Genomic DNA, 18,766 nt, shown 5'->3' on the forward strand with positions numbered 1-18,766 from the left:
TTATCATAATTGTGAGGTTATAAATGGCGATTAAAATTACAGACGAATGCATTAACTGTGGTGCTTGCGAACCGGAATGCCCAAATAATGCAATATACGATGCTGGTGTAACTTGGAAATTCTCAGATGGTACTGCTTTGGATGGTGTTATAGATTTTGGTGACGGCGTTACGCTTGACGCAAATGAAGCACAGGAAGCAATTTCAAATGAAGTTTATTATATTGTTTCGGATAAATGTACAGAATGTGTGGGTTTTCATGATGAACCACAATGTGCTGCTGTTTGTCCGGTAGATTGTTGTGTGGATGACGAAGATGTACGGGAATCCAATGATGAGCTATTAGCGAAAAAAGCTTGGTTACACGCGGAATAATTTTTTCATTCCGTTAAAATATAGAGCAGGGTAAGAAATTATCCTGCTTTTTTTTTGCACGGGAGCTTTTGTTAAAATCGGTATTTTGTTGCGAAAGTTGGGCTATTTAAATAATAATATTTGCAAAAGCATAGTATTTTTTTATTTTTGTTCTTTTGACCATTAAAATCTTTTAAATGTTAAAAACCAAAATTGGGTTAATCACCCTCATCACAGTTACATTAGCTTGTATCATTGCTGTATTGTACGAATTTAAAGTTGTGGGCTTTTCGCATGAATTTCTAATGGCTGTCCGTTGGATAGTTGCCACGGTTTTGGTTGTGAATGCGCTTTTTAAGAAAAATTTGACTACCTGGATCCTGACCTGTATGATCCTGGGTATTTTTGTGGGATTGGATTTTCCCAATCTGGCAATTTCTTTGCAACCATTGAGCAAGGGCTTCATCAAACTGGTAAAAACAATTGTTGGGCCTATTCTTTTTGCTACACTAGTTTATGGTATTGCGGGCCACTCTGATTTGAAACAGGTGGGGCGTATGGCTTGGAAGTCCATGTTGTATTTCTTCTGTGCGACGACCTGCGCGATTTTTATCGGTTTGGGTGCGATCAACCTCACCCGTGCAGGTGTAGGAGTGGATGTTGCGCATATGCCGCATGAAGAGCTGCCGGCTCCTAAAGAGAGTGTGGATCAGCATGTACTGAAGTCCCTGCCGGATAATGTACATCCAGTTTATAAGTTTACGGCATTTATCCGCGATCTTTTTCCGGAGAATATCGTAAAGTCTGTCGCCGACAATCAGGTGTTACAAATTGTTGTGTTTTCGGTATTATTCGGAATTGGCCTTGCGATGGTTGATGAGAAGAAACGGAAGCCTTTGGTGGATTTTACGGAAAGTATGTCGGAGACGATGTTTAAGTTTACGAACATCATTATGTATTTTGCTCCGGTTGGGGTGGGTGCAGCGATGGCCTACACGGTTGGACATCTCGGTGTTGATATTCTGAAAAACTTATTTATGCTATTGGCGACATTGTATTTTGCTTTGTTTTGCTTTTTGACGCTGGTCTTACTTCCTGTTGCACTTTATTTAAGGATTCCGGTCAAACGTTTTATCAACGCAATCAAAGAGCCGGTATCTATTGCTTTTGCGACAACAAGCTCGGATGCTGCTCTGCCAAAAGCCATGAGTGCAATGGAACGGTTTGGCGTACCGCGTAAGATCGTCTCATTTGTGATCCCAACGGGTTATAGCTTTAATCTGGATGGAACCTCCCTTTATTTATCGTTGGCCTCAATTTTCGTCGCACAGGCAGCAGGTATTCATTTGTCATTTGGACAACAGTTGATGATTGCTTTTACCCTGATGATTACCTCTAAGGGCGTTGCTGCTGTGCCCCGTGCTTCATTAATTATCCTAATAGCAACTGCGGATCAGTTTGGTCTACCGACCTTTGTGATTGCCGCCATTCTGGGGATAGACGAATTGATGGATATGGCGCGTACTTCTGTCAATGTTGTAGGTAATTGTCTCGCAACGGTTGTTGTCGCGAAGTGGGAGGGGGAATTTGATGAAGAAGCACCTTACCGGGAAGATACCGAAGAATTGGTTTAATTGATATACCAATCAACTTATAAAAAAGCGGCTCCAATGCGTTATGTGTTGGAGCCGCTTTTTTTTGACAATGTCTGTTTTCTAGTGGTCAGCAAGAGCCTTCAGTTGGTTTTCATCGTGTTGGTACTTATAAGTACATGAAGGTTTTGCTGATTGATCGAAGCTGACTACCGCCCATCTGCATAATACCAAAGGTTGCCCTGTTGTTTAAAAGTAGATTTTTCGTGATGAATCTGCACTTCCATTGCTGCGTCCAAATAATGGGCTTCAAATTCCACTGTTGAAAAAGTTGTTTTCAGGATATTTAACTGCATCCACTTATTTTCCACAGCCCATTGCTGAATCGTGTGCTTATTTTGAAATCTGCGTGTTGTCGGGTGAAATGTGTTGTATAAAAAGTCAATGTTTCCTACCGCAAATGCGCTATAACGTGCCCGCATAAGCATTTCAGCTGTTGCGGCCTTCGCATGGCTATCGTGGATCTGTAAACAGCATTCGCCAAAAGTTGAACCGGAGCCGCAGGGACATGAATCAGTTGCTATTATCATGTTGTTGGAGCTTACCAGCCTTTTATGGCGCCGTTTTTAAAGACCTTCTTCGCTGTTGCTTCGACTTCAGGAGATTGATAGGACTGTATAAAATGCTGTACTTTTTCGTCATTTTTATTATCTGCCCGGGCAACAATTAAGTTGACATAAGGTGATTCTTTATCTTCTGTAAATAAACCCTGTTTTTCAGGGTCCAATCCGGCCTGTGAAGCAAAGCTATTATTGATAATGGCAATGGCTACCTGAGGGTCATCAAGCACGCGAGGGAGCTGCGGGGCTTCCATTTCGATAATTTTAATCTGTTTCGGATTGCTTACAATGTCTGTGACTTTGGGCTGTATACCAACATTTTCCTTTAAACCGATGATTCCCTCACGCTGAAGAAGTAGAAGTGACCGGCCACCGTTTGTTGGGTCATTTGGAATGGCAATGCTGGCTCCGGGTTGAAGCTCTGTAATGGTTTTGATCTTTTTGGAATACGCAACAATCGGAAATACAAATGTATTTCCCACAATAGTTAAGTTGGTAAAACCGCGCTGTTTGGATTGCTCTTGAAGATAGGGTTGATGCTGGAAGACATTGACATCGATATCACCTTGGTTCAGGGCTTCATTGGGGACGACGTAATCATTGAAAGCAACGAGTTCCACGTCCAGATTGAACTTTTCTTTTGCAACTTTCTTAGCCGTCTCCGCAAGTTCCTTTTCAGGCCCTGTCACCACACCGACTTTAAGGGTATTTTCCTTCTTTTCCCTGTTATTACAAGCTACAATAGTCGTTAAACTAAAGGCTAAGATTGCAAATGCGTAGTTCAGTTTTTTCATCTGTCTAAATTATTTGTTCATCAATTATTTTTAGATTAAGGTATTCACGCTGCCTTTGGCGGTTTCATATGATACAATTCATGCTAGCGATGGTTCACTTTTTTTGATATGTAATCGCCTGTATATTGCAACAGGAATACAATTAAAATTAATAAAATTAGGACTGCGTTCATGATAAAGGTGTCATAACCGACATAGCCGTATTGGTAACCAATCTGTCCCAGACCGCCCGCTCCCACAGCGCCACCCATAGCCGAATAGCCTACAAGAGTAATTAACGTTATTGTCGCATTGTTGACCAGCGAAGGTAAGGCTTCAGGAAGCAATACTTTAAAGATTACCTGCCGGGTGCTTGCGCCCATTGCCCTCGCGGCTTCAATTAATCCATGGGGAATTTCCAATAAGCTGTTTTCCACCAAACGTGCGATAAATGGAGCTGCGCCAATGCTCAAAGGAACCAATGCTGCGGACATGCCTATAGATGTTCCTACGAGCTGACGTGTAAATGGAATCATCCATACAATAAGAATAATGAATGGAATAGATCGGAACACGTTTACTAGCAACGAAACAATCTGGTGCATCGTTTTGTTTTCCAACAGCTGATGTTTCCTGGTCAGGAATAGGTAGATGCCCAGTGGCAGTCCAATGACAAAGCCAAAGAAGCCTGATAGGAAAGTCATCATTAACGTTTCAAGCGTTCCTGATAATAGTAAATTCAGTACTTGATCAGACATAACCTAATATTTTAGTTTGCGGATGCTGTTCTTTTAAATAGGAGAGGCCAGCTATTATATGTTCGCTGTCACCTGATAATTCGGCCAGTATAACGCCAAACTTCATTTCTCCAACGTAATCGATCTGTGCGGTTATAATATTTGTTTTGACCTGATAGTGTTGTTCCAGTTGTTGTATAAATGGAATAGAATCTCCATTTGAAGCCATATAAATCTCGACAAGTGGATTACCCTTATCTTTTAATCTTTCCTGAAAACTTAGGGGGATATCAATCTGCAAAGAAGATTGGATAAAGTTTTTGGTGGTCTCTTGCTGTGGGTTGGCGAAAATGGTTTCAACAGATCCGCTCTCAATCAAAAGCCCCTGATCCAATACGGCTACTTGATCGCATATCCTTTTGATCACATCCATTTCATGGGTAATCAATAGGATGGTGAGTCCCAGTTGCTTGTTTATTTTTTTTAATAAACTGAGTATAGATTTCGTCGTAGCTGGGTCCAGTGCACTGGTAGCCTCGTCACAAAGTAGGATATGGGGATCATTTGCCAGTGCACGAGCGATTGCCACCCGTTGTTTTTGTCCGCCGGATAAATTCGCTGGATAGTTCTCTGCCTTATCTTCCAGTCCCACTAGGCTGAGTAATGCTGAAACTTTTTCGCGGATAAATGCCTTTGATCTGCCTTCCAGTTGCAATGGAAAAGCTATATTTTCAAACACCGTTAGGGACGACAACAGATTAAAATGTTGGAAAATCATGCCGATATTTCTTCGTTTCATCATTAAATCCTTGGATGACATGGACATCAGGTCCTCATTTTCAATAATGACTTGACCGGTGTCAGGTCTTTCCAGTAGATTGACGCAACGAATCAGCGTACTTTTTCCGGCTCCTGAAGCCCCTATAACACCAAATATTTCGCCTTTGGCGATAGATAGGGAGAGACTCTTCAATGCGTCTATCCGTTTGGATTTAACCTCGAATGATTTAGATATGTTGTTTAGTTGAATCATTGACCCTATAGGGATTTATGCATTTATGTTAACAAAGTGGATGTCGATATAAATGTACACAAATGCGGTTGATATATTACAATGAAATGACGAAAAAATAGCAGTTGAACCGATCTTTCCGGACACAATAAATAAAGACAGGAAAGATCGGTCCGATAGGATATTAAGACAAGGGGTGAGCAGATATCACTTGTTTCCCAGATCCAAGACCTTCTATACCGTATTCAATAATATCGCCATCGCGAAGGAAGCGCTGTGGAGATTTTCCCATCCCAGAACCTGCCGGTGAACCTGTTGAGATGATATCACCCGGAAGTAAGGACATGAACTGGCTTAGATACGATATTAGCTTAGGCACACGATAGATGAAATCGCTGGTGTTACCGTCCTGCATAAGTTCGCCATTTAATTTAAGCCAAATTCGCATATTATCGACATCTTGAATCTCATCTTTTGTGGCAATGAACGGGCCAATTGGAGCGAAAGTGTCGCAGCCTTTACCTTTATCCCAGGTACCACCTCTTTCAATCTGAAACTCGCGTTCGGTGACGTCATTATGCAGCACATAGCCAAAAACATAATCCAATGCTTCCTCTTCACTAACATAGGATGCTTTTTTACCGATAACGATAGCAAGCTCGGTTTCCCAATCGGATTTCACTGAATTTTTAGGTAACGTAATACCATCGAAAGGTCCATTAAAAGCGGAAACAGATTTCATGAACACAATGGGTTCTGCCGCTTGTTGCAACTTGGTCTCCTTAACGTGATCATCGAAGTTGAGTCCTACACAGAGAATTTTGGAAGGAGCTTCTAGAGGAGTGCCGATGCGCTCGTCCGCGTCGATCTCTTTTAAGTTGTGGTAATTTTGTTCAACATATGCTTGAAGTTCTTCCAAATTTGCCGTATTTGCAAAAAAATCACGGTTATATTGAAAATTTCCTTCCGAAACATCATATTTCTTTTCATTTAAAATGACTCCCGCCTTTTCGGAGCCCTTTGCGCCATATCTAAAAATCTTCATAAGCCGCAAATATACGGATTTTGTCCCGAAAAGGCCTGGAATTAACGCGAATTAACAATTAACCGATGTGTAAATTATCTATACAATTATTGTCCAGAGTGGGGTATTTAAAAGGAAATTTTTCTTGCAGTATCTTTTTGTTACTGACCCAGGTTCCGTTGAGCACCATTTCCTGTCCTTTTTTTCCAAAGAGCAGTTTGATCAGGAATGCAGGTACCGGAAAAGGAATGTAACCGATGCCGTACTTGCGTTTGGCAATCCGCTTGGTGAACTGGCCAAGTGGCATCGGATCGGAGGAGCACGCATTATAAACGCCTGCCAGGGCATTGTTTTGTATAGCAAATAGGAGCATGCGGGCGAGGTCCTCCATGTGGATCCAGCTTAGCATCTGTTTACCCGAGCCCAAAATAGGGCTTAGCCGAAAGCGAAGCAGCTGATTGATTTCTTTTAATAAGCCCTGATCTTTGCTGATCACCACGCCGAATCGGAAGACAACAAGCCTTTTCCCGAGCGTTTCAATTGGTTTTACACTGTCTTCCCAAAGATTGCAAACCCAGGATAAAAAATCGCCACCTTGAGGATCTCCCTCTTCGAAGGGTTTTTTCTGATAGCTGTCGTCGGCACCATACCAGCCGGTTGCTGATGCTGATATAACAGTTTTAACCTGGTTTGGAACCTGTTTTAATGTCTGGTAAAGCAGCAGTCCGCTTTCTACACGGCTTGATATAATTTCTTGTTGATAGGCCTTGGTCCATCGTGATCCATTGAGATTGGCGCCAGCTAAATTGATGATATAATCCGCTTCCTGGATCGATCTTGTATCGATGACCTGTTTTTTGGGATCCCAATGAACATAACGCACATTTGGTTGGGCTGGGAAAGCCTTTGGGTCCCTAGTGAAGATGATCACTTCATAGAAGTTGGCGACCAATAACTTGGTCAAATGAAGGCCAATAGCACCCGTTCCACCTGTAATAATTACTTTTTCCATGGATTAATCTCATCTTATTTGATCACCATATCGTTACTATCACCTTTTGGATAATCAGCGCGATACTCCTCCTAATATACTATTTTGAATCAATAAAAAAAGATGTATTTTAACGTTTATCCCTTTAAAACTTCAGTTTTTATTTCTGTTATTTACAGTCCCTTTCCAGGGCGGCAGGCTCAAATGTGGGAAATGTGGCGGCGCGAAATCGACCGAAGGTCCTTTCTGACAATTATTCAGGGATTGGGGAATAAAGTGAAATCGTCCTGAAAAGATAGCGCTAAATAAAAGCGGATCGTCAAAAAATAGGTTCGTCTGCAGCGCAGACGAACCTATTGTAGTACGTTTGGTATCGTTTATTGTATGGTTTGAATTGTACTTCCACATGTTAACATTTGAGCACCATAATATGGATTTTTGACCTCCTTAATGAGACTTAACCAAGTAGCTCCTTTGCCACCGTTAAACATGGGACATTTTTGTTGATAAACGGGAAGAGCTGGTTTGGAGCTTTTTGCCAGTTTATAAACCTCCTCGGAAAGCGATACAAATACCAAACGTTGTTTTGCAAGATCCTTTGCGTCCTGAAGCGCCTTGCTGTGTTGTGCCAGCGAATTTGCCTGTGTTTTCCATACCTGTTGCTCAGTCGTTGTCAGAGATGTCGATTTTAACGTAGATAGCAGGTTTGACAGTTTCGCGGCGCCAGCAGTGACAGCCTGATGATCAGCGGCGATAAGAGCGTCTTTCAATATGAAATACTGATCATAAATGGGCTGAAAGTTGCCCGCCTTAGCAACAGATGAATTCTCAATGCTTTCTTCTTTATTTTCAGGGTTTGCTGGTGGAGCGCTCAATGTCCGGTCGTATTGACAACATCCATGTAGCTCGGCGTAAGTCGTTGCGGGAGCTAGGTATTTTTCATTGTCATAACCTGCCAGTGCAATGTTTTTCAGGACTGCATCCAAAGAGGTTTTTTCGGCATTAAAAGACACCTTTGCTGTTTGGTTATCCTCGTTCCAATCTACTTTGGAATCCGCTGAATTTCCGGCTTTTTCTATTGTTTTTTTACACATACCACAGTTGCCACTGACTTTGACAGTTTGTGTTGTCATGGCGGTATTTTGTCCGTAGCCGTATAGGCTGCTGGATAAAAGGCAAATTGCTATAATATTTTTGAGTAGTTTCATTTGTTTTATTTTTTTGAAATACATTTATGGATTCCTGCGGAATGCGATCGGTCTACTTGATCGGCATGGACAGGTTCTTAATTCTTTTTTATCGATGGGGAACTCATTTTTAATGAAGCTCCATTTTCTATTTAAGCTATTTTAGGGGGCACCCAAGGGTAGAAATAGCCCTCTGAAAGATAGACGGGCAACAAACCACGATATAATTTTTTTAAGATTGAAAAGGAAATTTTTGGTAGCTGAACGGGAAGGGTGGAGACCGCCAGTATACTTGTCGCTGCGGCGCAATGACAACTACAATCCCGGCATTGCTTGCGGTGTTGACATAACGGTTTTTTCTTCGCTTTATGGCAACAATCCTGTTTTTTGTTCGCATGTTCCGGACTGTCTATCGAGCAGGTATTTGCTTTGCTTTGATGGCAGGGAAATACCATGGCCGGATTGGCCCATAAGCCAATAAAAAGAATTAGTCCGATGAGATATTTTAGTGCTACCACAATTCAAATATAGCTTTTTTTGGATAAGTATTAAATCTGCCATTGGGATGGCTGTCTCTTATTCAGGTGTTGACTTTGAAGTGATCGTGGCAGCAGTATGGAAAACACGTCTTATGGGCGAAGAACCTGGGTATGCATGAGCAGGGTATATTACATAGAAGCGTAGTAAACAGTCTGATATGTTTACTACGCTTCTTATATTCTTTAAGTTGGCGCGTCGCTAGAACTTAAAGTTTGATAAGAAACCCGGTTTCTTCCAGGTTCTTTTATATTCGTCTGCCAGTGCGCTATGGTCTGAATAAGCCAGTACTTCATTGAGTAAACTGTGTGCTTTTTTTAGGTTTCCCGTTTTGTAATTAACAAGTGCTTCAGCCAACTTTATAGATTCACAATCGTCATCATAGCCCCATTCATGTTGCGCATAGATGCTGTTAAAGACCATTACATTGCGGTTGACTTCGGCCAGGTTTTCCTGTTCAGCAAGCAACATGGTTCCGAATTTTATCCAAAGTACATAATCTTCGGGATCCATGACGGTGGCGACCCAAGCATCATGACGTTGAAATACTTCTGCACCCGATCTAAATTCGGAGAGGAAATAGTGCCCTTTGATAATCATATATAAAGTCTTTGCTTTATCAAAGTCATTGATAATAAATTCTTTTTTGTTTTTGAGGTAGGCCTTTGCAGCTGTAATGATAGCGCTATAGTCAGAAATCTCATTGTAAAGCTGCATGAGGATATATTGTGGCTGTGCTTCATGCGGATATTTTTGGGCCATATCGTTATAATACTGAATACGGTAATCGCGTTCATAGGGCTCAAGAATAGCATAAATTATATTTTCTACACCGTTTTTAGCCGCTTCAAAATCCCGATAATGATAGTCGTTCAAGGTAGGATGATTGATGTAGAACTGATAGATGTGCTCCAGAAGATATTGTGCTTCGCCCTGTATATCGGAGGAAAGTCCCAGATGATAATTTGCTTCAAGCTGATACACAAACATCTGATAGCAACTTGGGAATACCAGATCTGATTCATCCTCAGCAGATTGTTCTTCTATTATTTCATCACGTATTTCATTGAGGTCGCTCAAAGTGACTTGGTAGGTGTCGAAATATACTATGAGGGCGTCTTTTAAACGTTCATAATCCTCCAATTTCGACAATGCGTCTGTTCGCGTCTGATGTAGTTCTTCAAAGTCTGAGTAGTTTAGCCCTTCAGTTGCGATTTGATAACTCTCTTCGAGGAGATCCACATTCTTTAATGCAATTGCCAGGTTATTGCAATTCATTGCACGATTGTGGCTGCCACCGAAATAATCACTTTCATATTTCCCCTGTTCGAAATAAGCAGCGAAGGCATCATAAGCCTGGCGGTAAACGGCAAGGTAAAGCTGCCGCATGGCCAGCGTTTCTTCGGATGATAGGGTTTCCAGACTATCGACAAAGTCAGCTAAATTGACCCCTTCGTTATAGAGATCGCGTGGCAAGTCATCAAAAGTTGGAACATGCTTATGTACTTCGCCTGTTGTTAAGTAGGTACATTCAACGAGACGACGCCAAGAAGTTGCATTCCACTGTCTTTCGCCCAATTGTCGGAGGTAAGGTAAGGCTGCTTCATATTGTCCTTCATCATACAGGTATGCGGCCGCAAAATGATAACCGGCATATAAGTCAGGGTATTGATCAATGAGTTTTAACGCATGTAAATAGTAATAGTCTAAGGGGATGCCGATTTCTTCGGAATAATTACGTTCGATGATAAGCTGGTAATAGAATACCTCTGGGTTTTCATAACCGTCAGCGATAAGATCTTCAAAGCGGCTGTGCCATTTGACCAGTTCCCTGTGGATATGTGCAGCTGAATTTTCTCCTCTGATAAGCTTTAACAATACCTTTAGGGCCAGATCGATATTCTTGTTTTCATAGGAGATCTCCGCAAGGTCCACATACTGCATCTCGCTGCCACTGATGAAGCGATCAAATTGCTCGCTGATTAAAGTCGTTAGGTCAGCTCCCGAAATCTGTTTGGTCCGGTCTAGGAGATATATTTTTTTTATCCAGAATATGGAGAAATTCTGATCGGCAGCTTCGCGGTTGTCCTTGAATGCTTCACGAAAGTAAGCAATGCCTTCATCCAATAAAGGCAGTAGGGCAGTGTCATCCTGGAGACTTTCATAAATATCTGCTAGAAATCCGTAACCATAGGGAGCCATTTTCGGTATAGCGATCAACTTTTTTGCATAGCCGATAAACTCCTCTTTGTTGTCTGCATTGATGTGTTTCCTTGGACGATTGATCTGTTCCAATCTGGTCTGATTATCGAGGACATAATTTAACATGTGATAGAGCGTTGTTTCATTTTCCGGATCTATCAGAAGTGCTTTTTGAAAATAAGGGATCATCTTCTCCTGTATGATATCAAAAATAGCTTCGTGTCCTTCGTAAAATACCTGGTCGTGATAGGCAACTGCGAGATGTGTCCAAAGGGGGACATCCTGGTCATCTTGTTTTAATTGATTTTCACCTTCAATGATAAATAGATCAAGCTGTCCACTGTAGAATAAATCGTATATATTTTTATCTTCCATTCTTTAATTCTTTAATTCTTTGTGTGTTGTTCCAATCGGTTGAATTTATTAAAAATTATTTGGGTAACGTGAGTTTGACAAATTTATCACCATCCCATTGAAAATGCTCTTCTCTTTTGGAAATGCGGTATTTGGGGTTGTCGATATTGTCGTTTTCGGTTTCCCCTTCTTCGATATACTTATAGATCAATTGGTTGTTTTTTTTGTGTTCTGTAGGGAACAGGAGTTTCTCGTCGTAATAGAAGACTCCTGCATCGGAGACAGAATACCTGCTGGGTAGGTTGATTAGTTTCTGGCCGGTCCAGGCAACATAATGATATTCGCTGGGAACTCCGCAGGCGCCAGAAATAAATTCCATGCGTAAGATCTGTTTTACACGAGTTAATCCCATGCTCGGCAAAAGTTTGCTCTGCGCACTTAGCTGTCCGCTAAATGCAAATGTGTAGGATTGGCTGGCGATCAAGGAGTCCTGTGGATTCAGTACTTTTACTTTGGTTAAAAAGTAATCCTCTTGTTCCTCATTTGGCGGTTTGATAAAACGTTCAAAACCATAGAGGTATTGGAAACCTTCCCGATCAACCTGTTTGCCAAGAGCCAATAAGCCAAGCCAGATAAAACCTTTTTTAGGTTGACCATCCTTCATGTAGCTAATCTGGTACCATGGGGCGTAGAAGTTCTTGATGGTACTGCCTTTGAGTGGGGCGCTTGTCATCGTAACCGTCGTCCCGAGACCTAAAGAGTCTATTGGTTTAGCTTGCAGGCCGGGGGCGGAGCGGATATAGGCTTTTTCAACAAAAATAGCAGCTGTTTGCCCTTTCTGTATATTCCAGAGATTAAAGTCATCATCAAAGGAAATGTTATCCTGCGCTTTCAGAAGCAAGGGAAATAAGCTTAAATATGCCAGTGTGAAATTTATTGTTTTCATCTTTATCCTGTTCACTGTTGCAAAAATAGAAGAATTTTTGTGTAGGATTATCACTGGTTTCAGGTATTTTCTTGCCAGGGATTTAATCCCTAGTAAACCTAATAGGATAGTAGGTCAGCGGGAATAGATTTTATGATTTCAAAACAATTTTGTCTTAAATGTGGTATCTTAAGACGTGAAAACTTATAGGGCTAATAAAGGCGATTGTAGGCGAATAATAGGAATTTATGAAAGAAAAAATAGATCAAAAACAGCAAGTAAGTGCGCTATTTGATCGCTACAGGAATCAATTGGATAGTCCCGAATATGTAGAAATTGAACTTTTGGTTTTAATTGTTGCGATAATTCGACCAAAAAGAGTGCAGTTGTTCTATCAGGTAGATATCCAGTTTTTTCTTGATTTTTTACAGGAGTCAGCGGATTGCAGAAATCAATTTATTCGCTACCTTAAACGGATTCTCAGACAAAGAGATTTTGACCAACTGGTGTCTGACACGGGCATTATCAGTTATGCAGATTTTATCTATGAGCTCAGGAAGCGGATAACAGAACGCTATTTGCCTTATCAACCGGCAAAATCAACTTTACAATATTTGCTGAACCAGGTATTTTATTCCCCCAAAGATGCGGATTGGATAGCCACTATTTCAATGGAGCAATTATATGAACTATTTCAACTATGTGCGTTTAATTCCATCTATGATGATGAAACGGGTTTTGAAATGATTGAGATCCTGTATGGGATCGAGCTGTTAGTGCAACGTATTACCGGCCGGGCAATGGAAACTGATGTCAATAAAATGGTGCCGGAGTTCCAGAATTTCGATAGTCCCTTTATCGCAATTATGCGGGAGTTTACGGAGTTAAATGACCGTATTTTGCAATCGGAAACGAAATACATCAGTTCAGAAGATCTTTCGTATAAACAGTTGCTCGTGCTTCATCGACAATGTGAGGCTTATATCGAAACCGCATTTGGCAATTCGCACCGTTTTGGTATTTCCATTAAGGTGAATCAGTCCTTATTGCGCATCCGTCAGCAGCTGGAGCGTATCAAAGAGATGCTCTCTTTTTTGGTGATTGATATGGAATCCCAAAAAGTAGAGCAGACGATTCATCTGGCGAAAACGCTTATCGGTTATAATTCGAGAAAAAGCAATATCCGTAAATTAATAGGGCAGAGTACCCAATTACTGGCTTACGAAATTACGCATCATACTGCACAGACAGGGGAGCATTATATTACGTCAACCAATCAGGAATATTGGAAGATGTTTCGCTCGGCCTGTGGAGGGGGAGTAATTGTTGGAGCGATGTGTATTGTGAAATTATTATTGGGAAAAGTAGGGACGAGTGAATTCGGACATGCATTTTTATATAGCCTGAATTACGCGATTGGCTTTACGGTTATTTATCTTTTTGGAGCTACCTTAGCGACCAAGCAGCCGGCGATGACCGCCTCATCGCTGGTGAGCGCTATCGAGCAAGGGACGGCAGATCAAGGTGCTGACAGGCACCGATATTGGGTGTTTGCGCAATTTTTTGCACGTTTATTTCGCTCGCAGTTTATCGCTTTTGTGGGGAATGTGATTATGGCTTTTCCTGTCAGCCTATTGTTGGTCTGGGGGATACAGCAACTCACAGGTGTGAATATTGCAAGTGCCAAATGGTTGCATTTGGTCGATGATTTAAATCCCACCAAGACTCCGGTCATCTTGCACGCTTCCATTGCCGGAGTATTTTTATTTCTGTCGGGGATTATTGCCGGCAGTATTTCAAATCGCGATAAACATAATTCGGTTTACTACAGGATTCAGGAGCACCCCTTGTTGAAGAAACTGTTCGGAAAAACAAAGACTGATAAAATCGCTGCCTTTTATGAAAAGAAATGGGCCGGCATCGTATCAAATCTTTGGTTTGGTGTTTTTATGGGGTCAACAGCTTCCATAGGCATGTTTCTCGGCTTAAATTTGGATATTCGGCATATCACTTTTGCAAGTGGTAATTTGGCTCTCGGTCTTTTTGGACATCAGATGGAGTTATCCACGGATATCTGGGTATGGGGAATTTTGGGGATAGGGATTATCGGACTTTTTAATTTTTTGGTGAGCTTTGGGCTGTCGTTGGTTCTGGCATTCCGTTCGAGAAACCTGTCTTCAAAAGAGCTTACGAAAATGGCGAAAGCGGTATGGATTTATTTTAAGATGAATCCCAAGTCGTTCTTTTTTCCACCTAAAAATTGAGAATTAATTTACGCTTTCAGCAAATGCAAAATGCGGATATATACGTAATTAAATTAATATGCTTCAACTATTGGTAGAACTATTTTTTATGCCAAACTAGCACACAACAAAGCTTTACCTATTTTTTGGTAGATAGAGCCGAATTTTGTAGATTATGGTATGAATAATATTATTTTGGTTCTCGGTGCGCCAAACGATGCGCAGGGCAATTTAACCACGATGGCTCAAGACAGGTTGAATTGCGCCTTCAATTTACATTTAGCCAATCCTGGTTTTAAAATACTATGTACTGGTGGCTTCGGAGCGCATTTCAATATAACAGAAAAGCCACATTACTTTTACGCGTATCAATTCTTGATGGAGCGGGGAGTACCCGAGCAGGCGCTCGAAGAGGGGATACTTTCGACTAATACCATAACAGATTTTCAACTGGTAAAGGAGCTTGTATGGCAAAAGAAGCCCGATTTGTTAATCGTAATTACATCAGATTTTCATATGGAAAGAGCTCAGATTCTCTATAGTCGATATCTTAATTATCCTAAGGTGATGTTTGTCCCGGCCATCTCATCGTTAGCTAAAGAAGACATCACGCGGCTCATTGAACACGAATCGCGAGCCAAGGAAATTTTAAGGAAAGACATTAATGTGCCGTGATTTTTAATGCGGAATCTGAACATGATTACAAACTGCAAAGGCTACTCCGCGATCGATGGAGAGAAAATATACTGTATATTTATCTGCTCCGATAAGAACCACTGCAGGTGGCTAGCAAAAAAATAGAAATGATAGAAGAAATAGCTTACCGACCAAAATATCCGCTCAGCAAATTTGTGGATTATATCTGGGTAGGAAAGTCGCCTGATCTTACCATGGATTTTGTTCATCATGCGGCTCTCTTTACCGAACTTATTTTCAGTTATGGCGATGAGTATGATATAAAAGGTATCAATACCGAGAGGATAGAAGGTCGTACGGGACTTCAGCTGCTATCTGGTTTAAAAAATAGACCTTTTGTGACCAATGTAAATGGAACTTACGCATGCATAGGGCTAATTTTAAAGCCGTTTTGCTACGGAATACTGCTTCAAAAGTTAGGAAGCTCATCTTTAGAAGAAGTAGCTGCGGTTTTATTTGACTCTCTTTTTGTTACCGAAAATCCTGATTTTGTTCGAGCCGAAAACTGCTTGTTAAAAATATTTGAAACTGTATTTATCGACCCTCACCTGATGAGGTTCGAAGCTTATCTGTCTGCTGAAATGGCAGGAAGGGGGATGCTAAATGATTTCAGTAGACTACTGCCGATTTCACAGAAAAGTTTCATTCAAAAGTTCAAGAAATATTATGTTTTGACTCCCAATGAATATCTGAATCTCTACAAAGTGAATAAAGCAGTAATGCTGCTTCAGGGTAATTCTTCGGAAAGATTGACCGATATTGGGCTGAACGCCGGATTCTATGACCAGTCTCATTTTATTCGCGTGTTTAAAAAATTCAGTGGATATACGCCAAAAGAATTTTCAAAATTTGGAATAAGGTAAATTCTGTACAATTTTAAATGTGTCGAAGGGTTTAGTTTTGTAGCACAACTTTAAATACATTAAAATGATTCAGAAAAACAAAGTTTTCATTGCCGCAAGTCTGGATGGATATATTGCCGATAGGAACGGAGAAATCGATTGGTTGCTTTCCATACCGAACCCAGGAAAGGATGATATGGGCTATAAGGAATTTATAGCGCAGATTGATGCGCTGGTCATGGGCCGCAATACTTTTGAAGTTGTTTGTGGTTTTGATGAATGGTATTATGATAAGCATGTATTTGTATTAAGCGACAGTATGACGGAGATCCCTGCAAAATTCAGGGATAAAGCTTCTCTTGTCAAGGGCAGCCTAAACGATGTGCTGGCTGAAATTAATGGAAAAGGATACCATAAATTGTATATTGATGGGGGAAAAACCATTCAGGGCTTTTTAAAGGAAGACCGGATTGATGAGATCATCATTACCGTGATTCCTTATCTACTGGGGAGAGGAGTTCCCCTGTTCGGAGATCTTTCCGAAATGCTAAAGTTTGAAGCTGTAGATACAAAGATCTTTCTAAATTCAATCGTTCAAAATCATTTTGTAAGAAAAAGATAAAACAAAAACTAGCCAAGATGATTTCAATAAGATCGATGTCAAGTTGAATATATTACTGATATTATTACTTTACATTTATAGCACTTATAATTAGTAAACTCCGTTCCAATTGGAAGTGGAGTTTACTATCTTGTATACTGAATATCACCCAATTTTTTGGAGATGCTTGTTTTATATATTTTTGGGTTATTCTAGGTTATGTTATCAATCGTGATGTTATCCCCAACAATGTAGAGAAATACAGTGATATTGCCCGTACATAAGTTTTTAAAACTCGGTTTTACTGAATATAAATTCTTCACGAATCGTTGCTGGCTTAAGATTAATCGTTGGCTTGACGTAAAATAATCTATGCTAAAATACTTATATTCGCTACTGAAATCAGATACTAATTATGATAAGAAGATTCAGTATAATTATAGCTGTTAGCTTGTTTTCGGCTAGCTTTAGTTTTGCTCAAGATCTGGGCGGTCTATTCAATAAAGTCAAACAAGGAGCAAAAAGCCTATCAAAATCCCTTTCATGGGAGCCCGGTAAAGCAGTTTCAACCGCGCTAAAAGACACCTTGAATGGCTTCTACTGGATGAACGATGTGTTGGAAGCACGCACAGCTGATACCATCACTACATTTTCATTAACACCGGGTTATTATAGAACAACATTGCGGTCCTATTGTCTTCATGCAGGTACTTATGGCCCATCGAAGGGTGCCGGTTATCAATTGGCCAATTTTGAAGGTGCTCAAAAAAAACTGATTGTTTCCATTTTAGAAAAATCCGTTGAGCATTCTGAAATAACACAGTCAGACGTTCAGACTTTAATCTGGGGAATAGAGGCAGGGACCAAATTCTCTTCTTATCCAACAGACTTTCAGCTCAGGGTAAAGCCTCTACTTTCCATAAAGGATATAGCCTTGTTGGAAATCAATGTGAAGGATATGGTGGAAAGCAATCTCCCTCCCGAAGTCAAGAGCTTGATGAATACGTATGCATCATTGCGGCAGGAAATGCAGTCTACCCAGATGAGTTTCGATAAATTGGAAGATATCGCTGTAAAAACTGGCGCATCACCGCTAGGTGTTGGGAGTATTTCCATAGATGAGGGGAAGTGGTCATATCTAAATTCAGGATATTTTATAAGAGTTGATCCACAAAGCTATTCAACATCGGCGGTAAGTTTATACAGACCAGTGCATGCCGAAGTTTCCTATGATGCCCAAAATAGAATTTCAAGCTATGCCAACGATGGCTATCAAGTCAAAGTCAATTATAAGGATACTGGTAAACCCATTCAATTAGGTGATTATACCGGAAAGGTGCAGCAGATTGAAAGTTATACCGTGGCGGGGCCTGGAAAGGAAGCGACGACTTATCCCTGGGATGGAAAGTATGTCGATCTGGGAATGGACTTTGTCCATGATATATTGAAAGGAGCGAAGGAATTTAACTTGGATCAGATGATAAAAGATAAAAGTAATCTTTCCTTGGATGAACTGCAGAATGCCTATAAGGATGTCGAAAAATGGAAAAGCCGATACGATGATCTAAAAAAAATCAACGAAGACTTTAATTTGGATAAAAATCCACCCTCGGATTTAGACAAATATATTAATGAAGCAGCCATAAATGAACGGATTAACAAAGGATTAGAAGTGGCGTTGAATCCAATTGACAAGAAAGGTCAAAGTGAATGGTTGAAGAATCATTTCAAGATGGTTGGGGATTTTTTCTTTTACTCCATCTGTAAATTGAGGGGGGATGATTGTAAGCCGGATAACGATCCCAAAAAGCCTAAATTGCCAGATTATATCGCTCAACCAGGAAATACCAGTTCGCAGCGTCTCGGGCTGAGTGAGTATAAAAAATAGTGGTCAAGCTGGCGGTTCGCAAACTTGGTGCTGCTTTTGCCCCATAAACAAAAAAAGCTCAACTTGCGTTGAGCTTTTTTGCAGTCTTGGCGGAAGAGGCGGGATTCGAACCCGCGGTACCGTTTCCAGTACGACAGTTTAGCAAACTGTTCCTTTCGGCCACTCAGGCACCCTTCCGTGTTTTGACAT

General features: G+C 40.8%; 17 protein-coding genes and 1 tRNA gene. 7 read left to right on the forward strand and 11 right to left on the reverse strand.

Features of this window, described 5'->3' with window-relative positions:
• The first annotated feature begins 23 nt into the window (after window positions 1-23).
• A complete protein-coding gene (locus ACK8HY_RS04910) occupies window positions 24-374 on the forward strand; it encodes a 4Fe-4S dicluster domain-containing protein (protein WP_077434788.1) in 351 nt (116 codons plus the stop codon).
• 176 nt (window positions 375-550) lie between these two features.
• Window positions 551-1,987, forward strand: a complete 1,437-nt coding sequence (locus ACK8HY_RS04915; protein WP_077434786.1) for a dicarboxylate/amino acid:cation symporter — start codon at window positions 551-553, stop codon at window positions 1,985-1,987.
• 167 nt (window positions 1,988-2,154) lie between these two features.
• On the opposite strand, the gene ACK8HY_RS04920 is transcribed toward ACK8HY_RS04915, so the two are convergent.
• The 10 genes from ACK8HY_RS04920 to ACK8HY_RS04965 all read right to left on the reverse strand — a co-directional run bounded on the left by ACK8HY_RS04920 (window position 2,155) and on the right by ACK8HY_RS04965 (window position 12,328).
• The gene (locus tag ACK8HY_RS04920; protein ID WP_077434784.1) at window positions 2,155-2,535 is read right to left on the reverse strand and encodes a YchJ family protein; all 381 of its coding nucleotides are present in this window, start codon (window positions 2,533-2,535) and stop codon (window positions 2,155-2,157) included.
• An 11-nt stretch (window positions 2,536-2,546) separates the two neighbouring features.
• Window positions 2,547-3,359 carry a methionine ABC transporter substrate-binding lipoprotein MetQ gene (metQ, locus tag ACK8HY_RS04925; RefSeq protein WP_077434782.1) on the reverse strand — a complete coding sequence of 271 codons (813 nt, stop codon included), beginning with the start codon at window positions 3,357-3,359 and terminating at the stop codon, window positions 2,547-2,549.
• Between the two features lie 83 nt (window positions 3,360-3,442).
• A complete protein-coding gene (gene metI / locus ACK8HY_RS04930) occupies window positions 3,443-4,096 on the reverse strand; it encodes a methionine ABC transporter permease MetI (protein ID WP_077434780.1) in 654 nt (217 codons plus the stop codon).
• Window positions 4,089-5,108, reverse strand: a complete 1,020-nt coding sequence (locus tag ACK8HY_RS04935) for a methionine ABC transporter ATP-binding protein (protein WP_077434778.1) — start codon at window positions 5,106-5,108, stop codon at window positions 4,089-4,091. Before ACK8HY_RS04935 ends, metI begins: the two co-directional genes overlap by 8 nt.
• 163 nt (window positions 5,109-5,271) lie before the next feature.
• A complete protein-coding gene (locus tag ACK8HY_RS04940; RefSeq protein WP_077434776.1) occupies window positions 5,272-6,132 on the reverse strand; it encodes a fumarylacetoacetate hydrolase family protein in 861 nt (286 codons plus the stop codon).
• 58 nt (window positions 6,133-6,190) lie between these two features.
• Complete coding sequence (locus tag ACK8HY_RS04945; protein ID WP_416132933.1) at window positions 6,191-7,123, reverse strand: TIGR01777 family oxidoreductase; 933 nt, start codon at window positions 7,121-7,123, stop codon at window positions 6,191-6,193.
• 356 nt (window positions 7,124-7,479) lie between these two features.
• Window positions 7,480-8,310 (reverse strand): DUF3347 domain-containing protein, encoded by an 831-nt coding sequence (locus ACK8HY_RS04950; protein ID WP_175991997.1) that lies wholly within the window; start codon window positions 8,308-8,310, stop codon window positions 7,480-7,482.
• Window positions 8,311-8,441: 131 nt separating this feature from the next.
• Entirely contained in the window at window positions 8,442-8,807 is a 366-nt protein-coding gene (locus ACK8HY_RS04955) for a hypothetical protein (protein WP_139351061.1), read from the reverse strand.
• A gap of 220 nt (window positions 8,808-9,027) precedes the next feature.
• Window positions 9,028-11,403 (reverse strand): hypothetical protein, encoded by a 2,376-nt coding sequence (locus tag ACK8HY_RS04960; protein WP_077434770.1) that lies wholly within the window; start codon window positions 11,401-11,403, stop codon window positions 9,028-9,030.
• Between the two features lie 55 nt (window positions 11,404-11,458).
• Window positions 11,459-12,328, reverse strand: coding sequence for an SH3 domain-containing protein (locus ACK8HY_RS04965; protein WP_077434768.1), 870 nt, complete (start codon window positions 12,326-12,328; stop codon window positions 11,459-11,461).
• Between the two features lie 227 nt (window positions 12,329-12,555).
• Between ACK8HY_RS04965 and ACK8HY_RS04970 the strand changes: the two genes are divergently transcribed.
• The 5 genes from ACK8HY_RS04970 to ACK8HY_RS04990 all read left to right on the forward strand — a co-directional run bounded on the left by ACK8HY_RS04970 (window position 12,556) and on the right by ACK8HY_RS04990 (window position 18,577).
• Window positions 12,556-14,571: a hypothetical protein gene (locus ACK8HY_RS04970; protein WP_416132934.1), complete on the forward strand. Its 2,016-nt coding sequence runs from the start codon at window positions 12,556-12,558 to the stop codon at window positions 14,569-14,571.
• Window positions 14,572-14,730: 159 nt separating this feature from the next.
• Window positions 14,731-15,225 (forward strand): YdcF family protein, encoded by a 495-nt coding sequence (locus ACK8HY_RS04975; RefSeq protein ID WP_416132935.1) that lies wholly within the window; start codon window positions 14,731-14,733, stop codon window positions 15,223-15,225.
• Window positions 15,226-15,353: 128 nt separating this feature from the next.
• On the forward strand, window positions 15,354-16,109 hold the full coding sequence (locus tag ACK8HY_RS04980) for a helix-turn-helix domain-containing protein (protein ID WP_416132936.1): 756 nt from the start codon (window positions 15,354-15,356) through the stop codon (window positions 16,107-16,109).
• 64 nt (window positions 16,110-16,173) lie between these two features.
• A complete protein-coding gene (locus ACK8HY_RS04985; protein ID WP_416132937.1) occupies window positions 16,174-16,710 on the forward strand; it encodes a dihydrofolate reductase family protein in 537 nt (178 codons plus the stop codon).
• Between the two features lie 394 nt (window positions 16,711-17,104).
• A complete protein-coding gene (locus ACK8HY_RS04990; RefSeq protein WP_416132938.1) occupies window positions 17,105-18,577 on the forward strand; it encodes a hypothetical protein in 1,473 nt (490 codons plus the stop codon).
• An 87-nt stretch (window positions 18,578-18,664) separates the two neighbouring features.
• Here the strand turns inward: ACK8HY_RS04990 and ACK8HY_RS04995 are convergent.
• Window positions 18,665-18,754 (reverse strand) — tRNA-Ser (locus tag ACK8HY_RS04995).
• Window positions 18,755-18,766: the final 12 nt, after the last annotated feature.

Origin of the sequence: Sphingobacterium sp. NGMCC 1.201703, from assembly GCF_047784615.1 — a bacterium.
Classification (GTDB): Bacteria; Bacteroidota; Bacteroidia; order Sphingobacteriales; family Sphingobacteriaceae; genus Sphingobacterium.

What these genes read in the sequence shown, in the direction of transcription:
- ACK8HY_RS04910 (WP_077434788.1), top strand. Translation starts at nt 24, where the DNA reads ATGGCGATTAAAATTACAGACGAATGCATTAACTGTGGTGCTTGCGAA.
- ACK8HY_RS04915 (WP_077434786.1), top strand. Translation starts at nt 551, where the DNA reads ATGTTAAAAACCAAAATTGGGTTAATCACCCTCATCACAGTTACATTA.
- ACK8HY_RS04920 (WP_077434784.1), bottom strand. Translation starts at nt 2,535, where the DNA reads ATGATAATAGCAACTGATTCATGTCCCTGCGGCTCCGGTTCAACTTTT.
- metQ (WP_077434782.1), bottom strand. Translation starts at nt 3,359, where the DNA reads ATGAAAAAACTGAACTACGCATTTGCAATCTTAGCCTTTAGTTTAACG.
- metI (WP_077434780.1), bottom strand. Translation starts at nt 4,096, where the DNA reads ATGTCTGATCAAGTACTGAATTTACTATTATCAGGAACGCTTGAAACG.
- ACK8HY_RS04935 (WP_077434778.1), bottom strand. Translation starts at nt 5,108, where the DNA reads ATGATTCAACTAAACAACATATCTAAATCATTCGAGGTTAAATCCAAA.
- ACK8HY_RS04940 (WP_077434776.1), bottom strand. Translation starts at nt 6,132, where the DNA reads ATGAAGATTTTTAGATATGGCGCAAAGGGCTCCGAAAAGGCGGGAGTC.
- ACK8HY_RS04945 (WP_416132933.1), bottom strand. Translation starts at nt 7,123, where the DNA reads ATGGAAAAAGTAATTATTACAGGTGGAACGGGTGCTATTGGCCTTCAT.
- ACK8HY_RS04950 (WP_175991997.1), bottom strand. Translation starts at nt 8,310, where the DNA reads ATGAAACTACTCAAAAATATTATAGCAATTTGCCTTTTATCCAGCAGC.
- ACK8HY_RS04960 (WP_077434770.1), bottom strand. Translation starts at nt 11,403, where the DNA reads ATGGAAGATAAAAATATATACGATTTATTCTACAGTGGACAGCTTGAT.
- ACK8HY_RS04965 (WP_077434768.1), bottom strand. Translation starts at nt 12,328, where the DNA reads ATGAAAACAATAAATTTCACACTGGCATATTTAAGCTTATTTCCCTTG.
- ACK8HY_RS04970 (WP_416132934.1), top strand. Translation starts at nt 12,556, where the DNA reads ATGAAAGAAAAAATAGATCAAAAACAGCAAGTAAGTGCGCTATTTGAT.
- ACK8HY_RS04975 (WP_416132935.1), top strand. Translation starts at nt 14,731, where the DNA reads ATGAATAATATTATTTTGGTTCTCGGTGCGCCAAACGATGCGCAGGGC.
- ACK8HY_RS04980 (WP_416132936.1), top strand. Translation starts at nt 15,354, where the DNA reads ATGATAGAAGAAATAGCTTACCGACCAAAATATCCGCTCAGCAAATTT.
- ACK8HY_RS04985 (WP_416132937.1), top strand. Translation starts at nt 16,174, where the DNA reads ATGATTCAGAAAAACAAAGTTTTCATTGCCGCAAGTCTGGATGGATAT.
- ACK8HY_RS04990 (WP_416132938.1), top strand. Translation starts at nt 17,105, where the DNA reads ATGATAAGAAGATTCAGTATAATTATAGCTGTTAGCTTGTTTTCGGCT.